The sequence below is a fragment of the Paenibacillus sp. FSL E2-0151 genome (assembly GCF_037993015.1).
GTDB lineage: Bacteria > Bacillota > Bacilli > Paenibacillales > Paenibacillaceae > Paenibacillus > Paenibacillus amylolyticus.
In genome coordinates this window covers 6,626,483-6,643,941 of sequence record NZ_CP150308.1, presented here as the reverse complement: position 1 = coordinate 6,643,941, position 17,459 = coordinate 6,626,483, and the positions used below count along the sequence as shown (strand labels likewise).

General features: G+C 46.6%; 15 protein-coding genes. 7 read left to right on the top strand and 8 right to left on the bottom strand.

Annotated elements, in window-relative coordinates; all coding sequences use genetic code 11:
* Position 1: 1 nt before the first annotated feature.
* On the top strand, positions 2-1,939 hold the full coding sequence (gene cydC, locus MHI55_RS29430; protein ID WP_340387937.1) for a thiol reductant ABC exporter subunit CydC: 1,938 nt from the start codon (positions 2-4) through the stop codon (positions 1,937-1,939).
* A 433-nt stretch (positions 1,940-2,372) separates the two neighbouring features.
* On the opposite strand, the gene MHI55_RS29425 is transcribed toward cydC, so the two are convergent.
* Positions 2,373-3,404 (bottom strand): LacI family DNA-binding transcriptional regulator, encoded by a 1,032-nt coding sequence (locus MHI55_RS29425; protein WP_036667984.1) that lies wholly within the window; start codon positions 3,402-3,404, stop codon positions 2,373-2,375.
* A 490-nt stretch (positions 3,405-3,894) separates the two neighbouring features.
* On the opposite strand from MHI55_RS29425, the gene MHI55_RS29420 reads away from it, so the two are divergent.
* The 3 genes from MHI55_RS29420 (at position 3,895) to MHI55_RS29410 (ending at position 7,088) form a co-directional block, all read left to right on the top strand.
* A complete protein-coding gene (locus tag MHI55_RS29420; protein ID WP_127551443.1) occupies positions 3,895-5,238 on the top strand; it encodes an extracellular solute-binding protein in 1,344 nt (447 codons plus the stop codon).
* A 138-nt stretch (positions 5,239-5,376) separates the two neighbouring features.
* Positions 5,377-6,270: a sugar ABC transporter permease gene (locus MHI55_RS29415; protein WP_036613007.1), complete on the top strand. Its 894-nt coding sequence runs from the start codon at positions 5,377-5,379 to the stop codon at positions 6,268-6,270.
* Positions 6,270-7,088, top strand: coding sequence for a carbohydrate ABC transporter permease (locus MHI55_RS29410; protein WP_340387935.1), 819 nt, complete (start codon positions 6,270-6,272; stop codon positions 7,086-7,088). The genes MHI55_RS29415 and MHI55_RS29410 overlap by 1 nt, the downstream gene beginning before the upstream one ends.
* Before the next feature lie 122 nt (positions 7,089-7,210).
* Here MHI55_RS29410 and MHI55_RS29405 read toward each other — a convergent pair whose 3' ends face one another.
* The 3 genes from MHI55_RS29405 to MHI55_RS29395 form a co-directional block, all read right to left on the bottom strand.
* A complete protein-coding gene (locus tag MHI55_RS29405; protein ID WP_036613004.1) occupies positions 7,211-8,170 on the bottom strand; it encodes an MraY family glycosyltransferase in 960 nt (319 codons plus the stop codon).
* A gap of 118 nt (positions 8,171-8,288) precedes the next feature.
* Positions 8,289-9,104 carry a hypothetical protein gene (locus MHI55_RS29400; RefSeq protein WP_340387933.1) on the bottom strand — a complete coding sequence of 272 codons (816 nt, stop codon included), beginning with the start codon at positions 9,102-9,104 and terminating at the stop codon, positions 8,289-8,291.
* A gap of 279 nt (positions 9,105-9,383) precedes the next feature.
* Entirely contained in the window at positions 9,384-9,701 is a 318-nt protein-coding gene (locus tag MHI55_RS29395; RefSeq protein WP_339190796.1) for a metalloregulator ArsR/SmtB family transcription factor, read from the bottom strand.
* 163 nt (positions 9,702-9,864) lie between these two features.
* Here MHI55_RS29395 and MHI55_RS29390 point away from each other — a divergent pair, with 163 nt between their 5' ends.
* Together MHI55_RS29390 and MHI55_RS29385 are read left to right on the top strand one after the other, a co-directional pair.
* Positions 9,865-10,245 (top strand): nuclear transport factor 2 family protein, encoded by a 381-nt coding sequence (locus MHI55_RS29390; RefSeq protein WP_076209652.1) that lies wholly within the window; start codon positions 9,865-9,867, stop codon positions 10,243-10,245.
* Positions 10,246-10,442: 197 nt separating this feature from the next.
* A complete protein-coding gene (locus tag MHI55_RS29385; protein ID WP_339190799.1) occupies positions 10,443-10,964 on the top strand; it encodes a hypothetical protein in 522 nt (173 codons plus the stop codon).
* Positions 10,965-11,419: 455 nt separating this feature from the next.
* Here the strand turns inward: MHI55_RS29385 and gntK are convergent, their stop codons facing one another.
* The 4 genes from gntK to MHI55_RS29365 form a co-directional block, all read right to left on the bottom strand.
* Positions 11,420-12,970 (bottom strand): gluconokinase, encoded by a 1,551-nt coding sequence (gene gntK / locus MHI55_RS29380; protein ID WP_339190800.1) that lies wholly within the window; start codon positions 12,968-12,970, stop codon positions 11,420-11,422.
* 265 nt (positions 12,971-13,235) lie between these two features.
* On the bottom strand, positions 13,236-14,063 hold the full coding sequence (locus tag MHI55_RS29375) for a carbohydrate ABC transporter permease (RefSeq protein ID WP_339190802.1): 828 nt from the start codon (positions 14,061-14,063) through the stop codon (positions 13,236-13,238).
* A gap of 20 nt (positions 14,064-14,083) precedes the next feature.
* Positions 14,084-14,950: a sugar ABC transporter permease gene (locus MHI55_RS29370; protein WP_036613110.1), complete on the bottom strand. Its 867-nt coding sequence runs from the start codon at positions 14,948-14,950 to the stop codon at positions 14,084-14,086.
* Between the two features lie 128 nt (positions 14,951-15,078).
* Positions 15,079-16,314, bottom strand: a complete 1,236-nt coding sequence (locus tag MHI55_RS29365; protein WP_047841063.1) for an ABC transporter substrate-binding protein — start codon at positions 16,312-16,314, stop codon at positions 15,079-15,081.
* Between the two features lie 362 nt (positions 16,315-16,676).
* Between MHI55_RS29365 and MHI55_RS29360 the strand changes: the two genes are divergently transcribed.
* Positions 16,677-17,444, top strand: coding sequence for a GTP cyclohydrolase II (locus MHI55_RS29360; protein WP_315372491.1), 768 nt, complete (start codon positions 16,677-16,679; stop codon positions 17,442-17,444).
* Positions 17,445-17,459: the final 15 nt, after the last annotated feature.

The following is a 17,459-nucleotide window of genomic DNA, read 5'->3' as shown; positions in this document are numbered from 1 at the left end:
AATGAAGTCCGGATATGAGCATATGGAGACCGTCCGTAACGGAAAAGAAAAAAATAGCTGGATTGCTCCGTATGTGGCACAGTACCGCTGGAGATTCATGGCAGTTATTGCGCTGGGTACATGCGCTGCACTGTGTGCGGTACTGCTGCTGTTTACCTCCGGATTTCTGATCTCCAAGTCTGCGCTGCGTCCTGAAAATATTTTGATGGTGTATGTACCCATTGTTGGTGTACGTGCATTTGGGATATTCCGCGCCGTGTTTCGATATATCGAGCGATTGGCAGGACATGATGCCGTACTGCGTGTGTTGGCCGATCAACGGGTGAAATTATATCGCATTCTGGAGCCACAGGTTCTGTTCCTGCGTTCTCGTATGCAGACCGGAGATGTGCTTGGAGCACTCGCCGATGATGTGGAGCGGCTGCAGGATATCTATCTGCGTACAGTCTTCCCTGCCGTTACGGCGCTCGTGATGTACGGTGGGGCTGTGATTGCTTTTGGCAGTGTTGATCTGGGATTTGCGGTGTGGATGGGCTTGTATATGTTATTTCTCGTTGCCGTGTTACCTGCGATCTCCCTGAAAGTGACGTGGAAATGGCGTGTACGGCTGAAAAAGGAAAACAGCAGGTTGTATACCCGTCTGACTGACGGTGTGCTTGGACTGGGAGATTGGCTTGCAAGTGGACGAGCCGCAGAGTTTGTTCAGCAACAGGAAGAGGCAGAAGAACAGGTCGACGCAGTTCGTCGCAAGTTGCGGCGTTGGATACGCTGGCGTGATCTGATGGCTCAGTGCGTCATTGGCCTGATGGTGGTATCGGTTACGTTATGGGCCGGAAATGCCGCTTCTATCGGGCAATTACCTGCCGTGATGATTGCTGCTTTTGTATTGGTGTTATTCCCGCTCACGGAAACACTTCTGCCTGTAGGGGATGCGGTGGAGCATCTTCCACAGTACCGAGAATCACTGGATCGCTTGAAGCAGCTCGAAGGGAAAGATTATCTTCCGTTGCAGAATGGAGCCGGTGATGCGGATGGAACGGGCGAATCGATCTCTGTAGTAAAAAACGGCAACGTGATGGCTGGACAGCCATCCGAGTCCTTGCCAGCTGCGAAGGTTATCCCGGACAGACGAATTCGTCTTCGCATTCCACCCAAACTCAGAGCAGACATCGAGATTAATCTCGTAAGTTATCGTTATGCAGCGGATGATTCCTACGCCGTACAGGACGTATCTCTTCATCTGCCACAAGGCAAACGATTAGCCATTCTTGGACGAAGCGGCGGTGGCAAGTCGACTTTGTTGAAACTCATTCAGGGGGCTTTGCTTCCGTCTACGGGGAAAGTTCTAATTAATAATATGCCTGTGCAGACCCTGGGTGAGAGTGTCACTGATGTCATCGCGGTGCTGAATCAGAGTCCACACTTGTTCGACACCACGGTAGCAAATAATTTACGGATCGGGCGCCCGCATGCAACAGATGAGGAAATCAGGCAGGTGGCCGCCCAAGTAGGTCTATCCGGTCTGATCGAATCTTTACCGCAGGGATATGATACGCCAATGCTGGAGACGGGTCTGCGTTTCTCCGGTGGGGAAAGGCAACGGATCGCTCTGGCCCGGGTCCTGCTCCGGGAGACACCTGTTGTGATATTTGATGAACCGACAGTAGGGCTTGATCCAGTGACGGAACGAGAGTTGATGCGGACCATTCTGGATAGCTTGCAAGGCAAGACGATGATCTGGGTGACCCATCACCTGATTGGTGCGGAACAGATGGATGAACTTATTTTTATGGAAAATGGAAAGATTGCCATGCAGGGTTCTCACGAACAATTGCTGGCTGGGGAAGAGCGATACCGCCGTCTCATTGAACTTGATCGACCCGGATGGTCTGACTTGCAGACAGTAGAGGGCAAGCTGCCTACTGCCGCTTCCAGATAGCAGGAACTTTCTCGGCAAATGGAAGCGAATAGCGTGTCTCAGGTTCATTAAAACAAAATAACACGAACAAGGGATGTCCCCTGTCATATTCATGACTTATGGGACATCCCCTTTTTGCTTCTTGGTGTGGACTATATAAATTGAACTAAAGAATATTTACACTTGCCACTCCGTTGACAGAACAACCTTCTGATCGCTGTTATCCCCAGATTTTTTATATTCGGCTTTACAAAGGAGAAAATCTGGTGATAAAGGTGAAGCGTATGCTTCCGATGCAGCTTTCTTTTCAGAAAGCTTTTAGCTCCGCTTCTTCAGGTTATTTCTGTCCTCTACGTTCTCGTGTAAATGTTTAGTTCAATTTATATAGTATGAAAAATTCGCTATGCCCAGGATGTGAATTGATCTGCAGCAGCCAGTCCTAAGGACTTAACGCTCAGATTTCCTGTGCCAGCAGCATGGCTGTGCCACAGGATTGACGCACAACCAGTTCCGGCTCAACTTTAATGCAACGATTATCCATTTGTTTGTTCATCAGATCAAACAGAATCATGGCAGCAAGGCGTCCAATTTTGTCGGTATCCTGCTTGACGGTTGTTAGCGGTGGATCGGTATAACGGCAGGCTTCGATGTCGTCACAACCTGCCACAGCTATATCTTCTGGAATGCGTAACCCCACTTCCTTAAAGGCACGAATAGCTCCAAAGGCAAGTAGATCTGTGGCTGCAAACACGGCACGTGGCAGAGTCTTGCAGGCAAGCATTTTCTTGGCCGCTTCGTATCCATCCGCTGCGGCATAATCTTTGCTGTATACAACCCACTCGGGCTTTTCATCAAGACTAAACTGATTTAGTGAACGTTTGAAAGCCATCTCTCTCTGTTGCATCACAAGAGAGGCGCGCTCCAGCCCGATAAAACCAACATCTCGATAACCGTTCATATAAAATTGTTCTACAACTTTGGTTGAGATCTTATCGTTATCGGACATGATGTAACAGGAGCTTTGTCCTGTTAGCTCGATATCTATTCCGATACAAGGAATCGGGCTGGCATCCAGGTCGAATATGCTGCTCTCGACCTCATCCCCCGCAATAATAATACAGCCATCCACTTGAAAATACTTGGATCTCGCCAAGTAGTCCTCACCCTGATCCAGAAACTTCTCATTCGAGAAGAAGAGTAGATCGTATCCAAGCAAGCCAATTTGTTTCTTAAACGCATTGATAACCTGTACGAAGAAAGGGTGGCTGAAATCCACGTTCAGCTTCCCTGCAAACACAACGCCAACGAGGCTGGATTTTTTGGTTGCCAGTGTTTTGGCTGAAGAAGATGGACGATAGCCTGTCTCTTCCATAATTTTAAGCACACGCTGGCGCGTTTCCTCGCTAATATCTGGATAGTTATTGATAATCTTGGACACCGTGGCTACAGATACGCCGGCTAAACTCGCTATCGTTTTGATATTCATAAACATCCCTCGGATTCCTAAACTGGTTTCGTAAACTGGGGCTGTATCGGTTTTTTCGCTTTCTTGCAAGTATTCTATGCTACATAGACCGGAGAGTCAACAGCAGAGAGAGGGTTTCACACTTGAAATAATATGCATCCATAGGTTTGAAGTGATCAAGGAGGTTTGTTGCGAAAATAAAGACTAATTTTAGCTCGTAATCTTAATTGTTTTACAGATTTTTAGTCCATTTAAAGGAATACCAGGCTATCTGGGGCTGTATATGAAATTATGTCATGTGCTGTGTTTCGTAACTTTCGTAACTATCGTAAAGGTTACCTTGATTTCAACGTATACAGCAATAAATAAAGCTTTTATCAAGCGGTTTGGAGCATGGGAATCAAAAAAACAAAATGACTATTTACAAAATAAAGATCTGAAGTCATAATAAGGGTGAAATTAACGAAACTGATTTCGTAGATTTAATTCAAAAATATGGGGGACAACGAAAATGAAGAAAATGACTTTAGCCATTGTACTTGTAACCGCTTTATTATGTGTGCTCGCCGCTTGTAGTAGCAGCTCTTCGGAATCAGAAGGAACTCAGGCTACAGACAGCAGCAAAAAAGTTACCTTGAAGATCATTCACTGGCAGCAAGAGAATATTAACAACTACATCAAAGAGTTTAATACGAAATTTGAAGCGAAATATCCGGACGTAAAGGTGGAGTATACTACCGTTCCGGCAGACGCGACTTACGATCAGTTGATGCAAACACGGATGAACGCCGGAAGTAATGGGGATGTGGATATCATTCCACTCAAATCAAGCTTTGTAGGCGCTCCGCAGGAATGGTCAAGTGGTGCTGCTGATCCGATGTGGAAGCAATGGATCGATGCCGGGTTAATCAGTGATCTGTCTGATCAATCTTTTATCAAAAACTACAATGAATCGGATGTACAGAACGCAATGACATATAACGATAAGGTGTACGGTGTAAACATGGGCAAGGTGGCATTCACAGGACTGTTCTACAATAAGGAACTCTTCGCAAAATATAATCTGGAAATCCCTACAACCTGGGATGAATTGCAACATGTTATCAAAGTGTTCAAAGACAATGGTGTCGAAGCGCTGGGTCTGGCGGGTAAAGATGTATGGCCAATAGGTCTTGCGGTGCAAGGGCTTCAGGCCTCTATTCATGAAGATCAGCTTGCTTATATCAAAGGTCTATGGACTGGTGAAACCAAGCTGACTGATCCGGTTCAACTTGAAGTCTTGCAGAAATCTCAGGATCTGATGAACAATGCAATGCCTGGTTTCATGGGTATTGACTACGGAACATTGCCCAGTTTGTTCGCTACAGGCAAGGTGGCTATGATTGCTGACGGCACTTGGGATGCAACAACAATTCAAACGGCCAACCCTGATCTGAAGTTTGGATATTTCCCAATTCCAGGTAGCAATGATGCAGCCAAGAACAAAAATCTGGCGGGTAAATACGATATGACCTGGATGGTGGTGGATAACTCACCGAACAAGGATTACGCAATGAAATGGCTTGATATGTTATCGGAGAAAGAGAACTACACGGAATTTGTGAATGCAGCCGGATTCCTGCCAACACAGCCTGATGTGGAGATGACAAGTGAGTTTATCCAAGGCATTCAGCCTTACCTGGAGGACTTTAAACTTTCTTGGGATCAGTTGTTCATTAACCGTCAGAATGTAGGACAGTACATTTCGGAGGCCAGCGTTCACGCAGAGATGCTCAAGCCAGCCGGACCGATTGCAACACCGGAAGAGCTTGCAGGTAAATCCCAAGCGGACTGGGATGCTGCTGCTCCAAAGTAATTCATAATCATTCATATTCATGGCACAAGTTGGCCGCATGCGCCGGAATAGCGCTCGGGTCTGAGCCTTCAGGCCAGACAAGGCTGTTATTCCGGTTTTCTTATGTCTTAGTTTTACCCCATGAAAGGTGTGAGGACGATGTATCCGTTTGGGAAAGGTAAGGCAAGACTTATTCCTTATCTGTATTTGAGCATTCCGTTGTTACTTTACGTCGTGTTTGGCTTCGGTCCATCACTTGTGACGATACTGTTTTCGTTTACAGATGCTACTGGTGTTCGGGGCCAGGAATGGAGCTTTATCGGCTTTGAAAACTATAAAACATTTTTTGGTGCATCCAATGCTGGAGACCGAATGGATGCTATTGGGCGATCCTTATACTTTGCGTTTGCTGTTGTGATCATACAAAATGCAGTGGGTTTGTTTATAGCGATTTTGATCAATAAAAAGCTTAGAGGCGATAAATTATATCGCGCGGTATTCTTTTTGCCAGTGGTGCTGGGGGTTACTGTGTCTGGACTCATTTGGCAACTCGTTGCAAATCCGCTGGGCGGACCAGCCCAGTCCTTTCTGAATTTCTTGGGTACCAGTTCCAACTTTTTTGGCGATTATAATATTGCCTTCGAACTGATTATTTTTGTTCAAATCTGGATGTACATGGGTTACTCCATGACGATTTTTCTTGCAGGTCTGCAGTCCATTCCGAGTGATCTGTATGAGGCGGGTTACATGGATGGTGCTTCGGGATGGAAAGCATTTACGAACATTACATTCCCCATGATTGCTCCTGCATTCACCGTTAACATGCTCTTGTCTATCATAGGGGCATTGCAAACCTTTGATATTATCTATGTACTTACAGGCGGCAAGTTCAATACAACGACGCTTGCGTTTGATGTTTATGCTACGGCATTTGGCACAGGAACGGCTGATTACGGTTTGGCTTCTGCTGTGGCGATGATTCAGTTCCTCTTTGTATTTACCATATCGATGGTTGCTTTATTTTATCTCCGCAGAAGAGAGGTGGAAGCGTAATGAAACAGAGTCAAACGTCCAGAATGGTCAGCTACGTTATCGTTCTGCTCATGCTTGCGTTGTACGTTTTCCCTCTATTCTATCTGTTCAATGTATCCATGAAGACACAGACAGAGTATCTGCTCAATCCTGTAGCTCTTACTGAAGGGATCCGGCTTGAGAACTTTTCCGAAGCATGGAACAAAGGGAACTTCTCTCAGTATATGTGGAACAGTGTGCTCTATACAGGGATGTCCACCCTGCTGACGTTGATTTTATCTATATTTGCTGCATTCCCGCTCGCACGCAGATATGTTAAATTCAGCACACTCATTTATATTTTCTTTCTGATTTCCATGTACCTTCCCAACCCGCTCATTCCGCAGTTTTCCCTGATCAATAATCTGGGTCTTTACAACACCCAAATCGGGTACATCTTATTGAAGACGACAGGTACGGGCATTGCCTTTCTCATGTTTGTGGGTTATATCAAATCAATATCGCGTGAACTGGATGAGGCCTCTGCCATGGACGGGTGTGGGTATACAAGGTATCTGTTCACCATCCTTGTTCCGTTAATGAAACCTATCCTGGCAACAGGTATTATTCTTACCGCGATTGGTGTATGGAACGATATTATCGGTCCGACCATTTATTTATCTGATCCGAATTATCAGCCGGTAACCAAAGGACTCTTTACATTTTATGGACAGTACATGAACAACTGGCCGCTGCTCGCCTGTGGCATTCTGATTGTTACCTTGCCACTGGTTGTCCTGTACGTTGCTTTGCAACGTTTCATTGTTGGAGGTGCTATGGCAGGGGCTGTTAAATCGTAAGTTCAGAATCACTCCGCTTTAACTGAAACGAAAAAAAGGCAAGCGACCCAAAAAAACATCATAAGAAAGCCACCCTCAACGCAATGAAGGTGGCTTCTATTATTTTCATCGTTATTTTGGTTTTATAACTCCACTAACATCAGAATAATGGAGGATAGACACAGACATGTGCTGACTAGATACAGCACACCCACCACCTGATTTTGATTCAATCCGGCACGCAGCAACCGATAATGAGCTTGACTTGCGTCGGCCTGATAGATCGCTTTACCTTGAATGAAACGTTTGATAACGACAAAGATGTTGTCGAAGATCGGTACACCCAGCGCCAGAATCGGAATGAAGATGGACAGCATGGTTGCTTGTTTGAATGCACCATCCAGAGCGATAACCGCCAGAATGAAGCCAAGGAACGTAGCGCCTGCATCACCCATGAACACTTTGGCAGGAGCTTTGTTGTACTTCAGATAACCAATCGTTACACCGACCAGAATGATCGACATGAGTGCGGAATCACTTTGACCTTTGGCAAGCGCCACGATGAACAGGGTAATTGCCGAGATGGCCGATAATCCGCCAGCCAGTCCGTCCATGCCGTCCGAGAAGTTGATGACTGTTGTCACCCCGAAGATCCACAGGATCGTGAGAATGAATTGCAGCCAGATCGGAAGCATGACATATTCCGCGTTGAAGGGATTCACAAATCCGGTGAACGCAATGCCAGAAGCAAATACGAGTACTGCCGCAGAGACTTGTACGAGCATTTTGGGCAGGGCAGGAAAATCTTTGCCTTTTGTTTTGTACCAGTCGTCGACGGTACCAATCGTTAGCAGAAGCATACCACCAGCGACCAGAGCCGCTGTTTCCCATGTGATTTCTTTCGTCAGAGCAATGTATGTCAGGAAAAATCCAGTAAATATCGCGTAACTCGCCGTGAGCGGGATAGGTTGCCTGTGTAGCTTACGCTCCACATCTTCCCGAGGCTTGTCCACAAAATCGAGGCGGTGAGCCAGTCGACCAAGCGGCGGAATAAGCAGAACCACGACAGCAAAAGACACTATAAAAGCCAGTATGTATACCATAAACTCGCTTGTTTCACTCCCATCTACCAATTTCCCCTTATTATACGAGTTAAACAGGAAATCTGTCGATGTCATTATTGTAACCAGACGTACGCAAAGGTGAGCAAAAGTTCAGGTTTTATTGCATGTGAGGAAGATAGGAGCCGAAATAATGTTTTACGGCTTCTGTGTGATATCCATCATCACCTTGCCAGGTTGCTGCAAAGACAAAATCGCTGGAACCACCTTTACGTTTTCTCGGTTTATCTCCAGGAGCCAGTACGCCGGCTGCCGCCCAGATTTCCAGCAGGGCATCGCGCTCCTGTTTGCTGGAAGGAAAGAGATCCTTCCACTTTTTCTCAAGTGAGCGAGCACTGTCTTTGGGGTCTTCCGTCTGAGCTGCTTCAAGCAGGTTGACCAGGATGGCTTGGTCTTCAGGGGTTACTTCATAGTTTGCATCGTTGTCCTGAAGCAGTAATTCCAGATCCATCAGGCAATAGATAAGCCAGCCGTGACGCACGCCGCCCCACTTGATCCGTTCAAAATTAAGGACGTTTAAGTCGACATTGGAATATTCCTTGTCTGACTGCAAACGCAGGAAGTTACAATCTCCACAGGCACTGGTGTTAGGGTGAAGGGCAGGGCGCTCTGCATAGGTGTGTAAAGGCATGTTCGATGTTAAAGCCCAGCTGGATAATGCGCTGCGCAGATAGATTTTTTTGGTGGACAGACTGTGTAGAAAGGCCGAAATCACCCGTTCCTTAAACGAGTCCTCCTGATGCATGTCGTACAGACGCTGGACAATCTCGTCATGCGTGATCGTGAGTGGATCGAACATAACACCTTTGCTTTTGGCATATTCAAATTCATCTCCAGAGAAGGGTAGAGAGGTTGTTTTCCAGCCGCCACCTCCCCAGAAGGTGCTCAGCAGTATCTTTGCTGCCTTTTTGTCCATTGGTTAGCCTCCTTTATGGGAATTGCGATTATGATCATTGTGATTCTTTGATCTATAAGATTGAACTAAAGAGTTTTTATCCTTGCCACTTCGATGACAGAACAATCTTCCGATCGCTGTTATCCCCCGAATTTTCGATTTACTTTTAAAAGGTGAAATTCTGGTGATAGCGTATGCTTACGATGCAGCTTTCTTGCAGAAAGCTTTTAGCTCCGCTTCTTCAGGTTATTTCTCCCCTCTACGTTCTTGTCTAAAGGGTTAATTCAATTTATCTGGGGCCTATGTTACGTATTCCTCGGTTGTATTCAGAATCATGTCGACGAGGCCTGGAAAACGTACGTTTAATTCTTCCTTTCGTAGGGAATAAAAGTGCTGTTTACCTTCAATGCGTGGCTGGATCACGCCAGCTTCACGTAAAATTTTGATGTGATGGGACAACGTGGATTTGGAAATATGGTCAACTTCGAAGGCGGAGCAGTTTTTCTCGCCAGAACTGGCCAGACAGTGTGCAATTTTCATGCGGATCGGATCGCCCAATGCATTGCAGACCGTGGTCAGCTTCAATTCCGAAGCCATAGGTATCGTTGGAGTTCTCATATCTATGACGTTAGCATATTCGGCTTTCTCTTTCAATGTTTGAAATATTTCGAACTATCTCTTGCAGGCAGTATAAGAAGTATGTTACATTTCTTTTCAGTTAGTTCGAAAAAATTCGAATTGAAAGATTGGAAAACGGCTTTTTATTTCAGGAGGAATATAAATGAGTACCACTACACTGTTGAACAACTATTTCCGTTTATTTGATGCTTCACGTACAGACGAGCGCGCCATGCAGGACTTATTGTCTCTGTTTACACCTGACGCAGAGATTGTGCTTAACGGCACCAGCCGAACAGGATTCGATGGTTTTATGAAAGCTTTCTACGAATACAATAAGGATGTAAAACATATGTGGGATGCGTGGGTGCAACAGCCCGACGGCAGTTACCAAACGAACTGGGCGGTATGCGGACAAGCGGCAGACGGAACGGTATATGCCAAAGCAGGCATCGATATCGCACGTGTAAATGATGCGGGGCAGATTGTGTATCTGGAGAATGTACAGGCCGATCAGAATGCGTTCAGCAAGTATAATCAGTAATTAAAATCTAGGATTTCAGTTCTATAGTTGTTAGAAATCTGAATCAATAAAAGATAGGAAACCTTAACTCCACCGCTTTTTCATGCTGTGGGGTTTTGTTATACCCAACATGCTCAATCATTCTTTTTAGGGTAGGATTAGAATAAAGGGATGAACGTTATAATTCTTATTTGTTGGAATAAAGAGGAGTGAACTACATGAACGAAGTTGGGAACCGAAACGTCATGGAACCTTTAGAGGTCATACCGATGGTCGGTATTGGACCATTTAAGTTGGGAATGAGTAAATCAGAGGTAGAAGAGATCATTGAGTGCATCACCCCGGAGATTAGTCAGCTCTACAACCAAATGGAGTATGATTCGGAACATAAACTCTATTTCATTGAAGTAACTAATCCACACGATTATCCACCTGATGAATCTGATGTTGTCCTTACATATGATAATATTGATGTTTTTCGAACAAAGGCTGATGATCTCGTTAAGCTAATAGATAGTAAGACACCATATACTCGAGACATCGATGCGGAGTTGGGATTTTCTTTTATTTTCAAAGACATCCAATTGGCTTTGTGGAGACCTAGCGTGATGACCGAAGAAATGATGAATTCAGTTGAGTTTCTGACCGAGTTTACGCCAGAGAATCAGGAACTGGAAAAGAGGTTTTTCTATTTTAGGACGGTTGCTGTGGCGACCCCTGGATACTTTAATAGAACATAAAGGGAAGCTCCAAGTATGATGAGAGATAAATTTGATCCAATCTAAATAGAGTTTATATAGTCTGTGCATGAAAAAAAGCCCATTCCCATATGGACATAACCATGGCGGGGTGGGTCTCTTTAACTTACGATATCTCGTATTAATTCTAACGAACCTGTGACGCGCTATTGGAGGATATTTGGAGAAAATAAATTTCTAACGAACCACAGACACGTTAATTGGCTACATATTAGGTTCTAGAGCAGTTTTGTGCCCATGTAAGCCGATATAAGGTGGCTCAGGTTCGTTAGATTTTGAAAACATGCTATAAACCTCATATAAGATGTCTACGATTCGTTAGCTATTCCATCTCAACTTTTGACCGTCCAACGTGTTGCAACATCCTAGGCTTTTAACCTTCTAGCCCTCACACCGTCCCGTTCTCCGGTCATCCTACATGCAATCTACTGCCGCCCTTATCCCTGCATCGTCTTATTCTGAAAGGCAGCGATATCCGCATACTCTTCTTCGAATTTGCGGGAGATGCGGATGAAGATGGGCAGCAACTCCCGATAAACACGGACACTGTCCGGGTCTGGTTGGTGCCGATGTGTTGATCCGATCATGCCGGAGACGGCACTCAGGGAATCGATGCGGCCAAGAGCGTACAAGCCCAGTACGGCTGCGCCGAGACAGGAGCTTTCAATACTTTCGGGGATGATGACATCCTGATCGAAAATATCGGCCATCATCTGGCGCCACAACTCAGAGCGGGCGAAGCCGCCTGTCGCCTGAATTTTTTTCGGACGGCCAATCTTTTCTTCGATTGCCAGCATGACCGTGTACAGGTTAAACAACACACCTTCGAGCGCGGCGCGAATCATATGTTCTTTCTTATGATGCAGCGTCAGGCCGAAGAACGAACCCCGTGCATTGGGATTCCAGAGCGGAGCCCGCTCACCCGTCATATACGGATGGAACAAGAGACCTTCCGAACCCGGAGGTACGTTTTCTGCGACACGAGTGAGCACTTCATATGGATCGATGCCAAGTCGTTTCGCAGTCTCCACCTCGGAAGCTGCAAACTCGTCCCGAATCCAGCGGAAAATAACACCGCCATTGTTCACCGGTCCGCCAATGACCCAGGCATCCTCCGTGAGCGCATAACAGAAGAAGCGTCCTTTGGGATCGGTCACCGGTTTATCTACGACTGTACGAATCGCTCCACTGGTACCAATGGTCACGGCCACGACGCCCGGATCAATGGCGTTCACGCCCAGATTGGAGAGCACACCATCACTTGCACCGATGACAAATGGTGTGGTGACCGCAATGCCCATCTCCTTGGCGTACTCCGGGTGCAACCCATGTTTCAGCACATGTGTGGTTGGGACCAATCGGGACAAGTGTTCCGGCGTAATGCCCGCTACATGCAGCGCTTCAGCATCCCAGTCGAGTTTCTCCAGATTCATGAGTCCGGTTGCGGAGGCCATGGAGTGATCAATGACGTATTCAGAAAATAATTTATAGAAAACATATTCTTTCATGGATATGAATTTGTGCGTCTGTCTGAACAATTCAGGCTGATCCCGGGTGAGCCACATGATCTTGGTGAGAGGGGACATCGGATGAATCGGCGTACCTGTTCTCAGATAGATTTCGTGACCATTCATCTCGGATTTGAGTGCTTCGGTCCACTCGGCACTGCGATTATCTGCCCAAGTCATGGCTCGCATCAGCGGTTTGCCGTGTTGATCGACAGGCAGAATACTGTGCATGGCTGAGCTGAACGATACAAACAGGATGTCCTCTGGCTTCACTCCCGCTTTGGAAGTGGCCTGTTTAACGGACTCGATGACTGCTTTGAAAATATCTTCCGCATCCTGCTCCGCAATCGCAGGTGTGGGGGTGTATAGCGGATAGTCGGCACTGCCTTGAGCCACAATGGTTCCGTTCTGTTCGAACAAGACGGCCTTGGTGGAGGTCGTGCCGATATCTACGCCGATCATATAGAGTGAAGAAGCCATTTTGTCATCCCTCTTTCTTAAATATATAAGTGAATGAATGCTTTTACACGTTAACACTTTGGGTACAGAAAGCCTTCCGATCGCGTAAATGCGAAGCATATGCTTTCGAAGTAGCTTTCCTCTGGAAAGCTTTTAACTCCATTTCTTCAGGCTCTTTCTGTCCCCTTCGTGCACGTGGTGCTATTCATCCAACTTATATGGCATCTGTTATTTCATCTATAGATAAGAATATCAGACTTAAGGGATGGATCAAAATGCCATAATCTTAGTCCTTCACTGCTCCTGCGGCAATATCCGAAATAAACTGACGGCTGATGAACAGGAACATAACGATGAGTGGAATGACGGCAAGCAACGTACCAGCGATAACCATGGCATAGTCTGTGTTATACAACCCGTTTAATTGAGACAACGCAATCTGCAACGTGTATTTGCGTTCATCCGTCAGGACGATCAAAGGCCACAGATAATCATTCCATACGCCGATAAAGGTGAACGCGCCGAGGAAAGCAAAGGCAGGTCGCAGGATTGGCAGCGCCACGTTCCAATATAGTCGGAAGAAATTACAGCCGTCGATGCGGCCCGCATCCAGCAGATCGTTGGGAATGGACTCTGTGGCATACTGGCGAATCCAGAAGATGCCGAAGGCGTTCACCATGCCCGGAATAATGAGAGCTTTGAAGGAACCGACCCAACCGAACGTAGCCATGAGTACGAAGGAAGGCACCAGCGACAGCTGGGAAGGTACCATCATGGTTGCGAGCAGCAAGATGAAGAGCCACTTTTTGCCGGGAAATTCAAACTTCGCAAACGCAAACCCCGCCAGTGAGTCAAAAAACAGCACCAGAATGGTCACGAGGCCTGACACAAACAACGTATTAAGAAAAGCTCCCCAGAAGTCAATCTGCTGTAACACCCGCGTAATATTATTCCACAATTCGCCCCCGAACCAGAGCTGGGGTGGAAACTTGTAGATATCGGACGTTGTCCGGGTAGACATTACAATCAGCCAATAGAACGGGAACATGGATATGAGCATGCCCCCGATAAGACCGATATACAACACCAGCGATTTGAGGTGTTTGGTCGCCATGTGCGCTCCCCCTTATCACATCAGGATGATTTGCCTTGAACAAGCTTCCAGTTCACAATCGAGAACAGGGCGATAATGAGGAACATGCCCCAACCAACGGCAGCGCCATATCCGAAGTAATTGTTAATGAAGGATTCACGGTAGAGGTACAGTACAATCGTCATGCCTGCTGCACCTGCGCCACCGTCATTGCCTACCAATACTTGTGGCTCGGTGAACAGTTGCATACCGCCAATCGTTGATGTAATGACCGTAAACAGGATCACAGGACGCAACATCGGAATTGTAATTCGGAAAAAGGACTGTATCGCTGAGGCGCCGTCAATCTTGGCCGCTTCGTATAATGTCTGCGGGATACTCTGAAGTCCGGCCAGATAGATGACGGCGTTATATCCGGTCCAGCGCCAGACCACCATGGAGGAGATTGCGACTTTAATGCCCCATGGTGCATTAAGCCACTCCACAACCGGTAGCCCGACCGACTGCAACAGATAATTGAGAAAGCCATAATTGTTGGCAAATAAAGCACCGAAGATAATGGCTACCGCCACGATGGATGTGACGTTTGGCAGAAAATAACCGACCCGAAACAGGGTACGGAACTTCACAAATGGTGCATGCAGCAAAAAGGCAATAATCAGGGCAAAGAAGAGCATCGGAATCGTCGAATAGATCCAGATCATGAACGTGTTGCCCACGGCTTGCCAGAACTCGGCATCGGTCAGCATGTATTTGAAATTGTTGAGTCCGTTAAACGTCATGACACCGATGCCATCCCATTTATGAAAAGCCAGATAGAGTGAGAACCCGATTGGGAACAGCCCAAATACCGCAAACAGAATATAAAACGGCGATATCGCAACATAGAGTGCACGATGCTCCCACATTCTCGCCCATAGTGACTTCTGCCGATCCAGATCAGGTCTTGCATTTCCGGGATCGGGAGTAAGACGAGGTTCAGTTACAGCCATATGAATTCCTCCTTTGCGGATAACGAAACCACACGTTCTTCAGGTTAACGCTGCAATTCCCGCTCGACGCGGTGTACCGTATCTGTCCAGACCTGCTGTGGATCGGCATTTTGCTTCGCGACATCATTCAGCCGCCGGGTGATAATGTTGTGTACGGATGGATATCTTTCGCCAAAGAAAGCATCCGGCACATCCTGTGCCGATTCGGCAAATACAGGTCCTGTCGCCTGTCCACCGAAGAAAGGTTCTTTTTCTTTCATGGCAGGATCATCAAACACACCTGGTGCAGAAGGGAACAGATTCAATGTCTGATATTGCTCCAGTTGATTTTCGGGACTTTGCAACCAGCGAACCAGTTCAAAGGCTTCCTGAGGATGTTCACTCGACTTCAGGATGGACAGGAATGATCCTCCGTTGTTGCCATCTCCCCCTGGTGCCCGAGCGACCCGCCACTTCCCGGATGTATCCGGAGCGGCTTCCTGAAGAACTTGTTTCATCCAGACAGCGCCCACGAAAGAGGCGATTTCGCCATTATTCATCGCGGCGTTCCAGCTTGGAGTCCAGCCATCTGCATTGGCTAGCAGTCCCTTCTCTTTGAAAGCAACGGCTGTATCCCAGCTCTTGCCCACAATAGGGGAATCCATGCCGATAAAGGACCCGTCCGGCCGGAAATAACGCTCCGCAGACTGCGATATGACTTGGTTGTAAACGGTTGCAATATTGTCGGTTAGAAAAACCTTGCCTCCGAATTTTTCCTTGAGCTGTTCTCCGGCAGCAGCATATGCATCCCAACTGTTGATCTGGCGTGTAACGTCCTCGGGATCAGATGGCAATCCGGCCTCCTTGAACAGATCTTCTCGGTAGAAGAGGGCTGTTGGGCCCGTATCCATCGGAAAACCAATCATCTGTCCGCTTGGCGTAACGCCTTGCTTCCATTTCCACGGTAGATATTGGTCTTCAATATCTCCTGCACCGAGATCATACAGATTATAGAAACGGTCCTCACTGGGGAATAGCTCCATGATCCAGTCGTTCAATGCTACAATGTCTGGTTCACCTGAGCGTGCAGCGAGTGTTGTTTTGAGTTTTGCTTTGAAATCACCGCCGATTTTCTGAGCTGTCAGTTCGATATTGGGGAACTTTTCCTTAGCCCTGGCAATCAACTTATCATCGATGGAACGATTCCAGTACCATAATGTAAGCGCTACCTTTTTGTTGTTCGCTGAATCGTCCTGTCCGGGCCAGATGGAGCATCCGCTTATGAGCAGGACGCAGACCATCAGTATGGCTGTCCAGCATGTTCTTTTCCGGCGGATCATGTGTATTACCCCCTCATCATTAAGTTCGAGGCATGAAGTGCTTTGGACTACAACATTAGTGTATGAGCAGTTTATAAACTCATACCCAATATTCCTAAAATGAAACACATATTTGTGTCAATTGCGTAACATAAATTGGGTAGTTACTTTAAAAATAAAAGTTACTTGACACATTATAATTTTTATTCTAAACTAACTTACATAAAGTAACTAATGATGATGAGAATAATATAGATACGTACTATATAACGTCCAAGTGATCCATTTTCGCTTTGGATGCGAATCAATCAACAGACAAGTTGGCCTAAACAGGAGGAACGACAATGATCAATTCACATATTATTCAACTGCTTGCCCCCAAAATTCAGACTTTTCCGAGTGGAAAAGAGTTCATATACCTCGTGGGACCGATTAAGCTCCCGGTAAACCTTGATGGGGAGACCAAGACATTCCAGTGGTATAGCTGGATGAAGTCAGACAAAGCGATGGAGAGCGGCGAGTTAATCGAATCCCTTGCTGAGGCTGAACTGGCAGAGCGTCAACAATCCAGTGTTCTGGTGTATGGTGACTTTGCTGAAGCACAAGAAGCGCTGATCCGGATGCATAGCATCTGTCATACAGGCGACATCTTTGGCAGCAAACGCTGTGATTGCGGCTTCCAATTGGAGCAATCCATGAAAATGATCGCCGCTCACGGAGCGGGTGCACTGTTCTATCTTGCGAACCATGAGGGACGTGGCATTGGTCTGTTCAGCAAAGCCATGGCGTACATTTTGCAAGAAGAAGGTCTGGATACGGTAGATGCAAACTTGCAACTCGGATTCACAGACGATGCTCGTAATTATGACGATGCGATTGCTGTGCTGCGTACACTTCGCTCCGCACCGGTTACATTGATCACCAACAATCCACGGAAGCTGGCTGCTTTGCAGGAAGCGGGATTAAATGTGGGCGGACGTGTGCCACTATGGGGAGATCGCTCTGCTTTCAACGAGAAATATCTGCAAACGAAAGTGAACCGTTCCGGTCATTTGGCAGAAAGTGATGGTTGGGCTGGGGCAGAGACGCTGCTTCCGCATGCGCAGGGTTAATCATTATTTATAGAC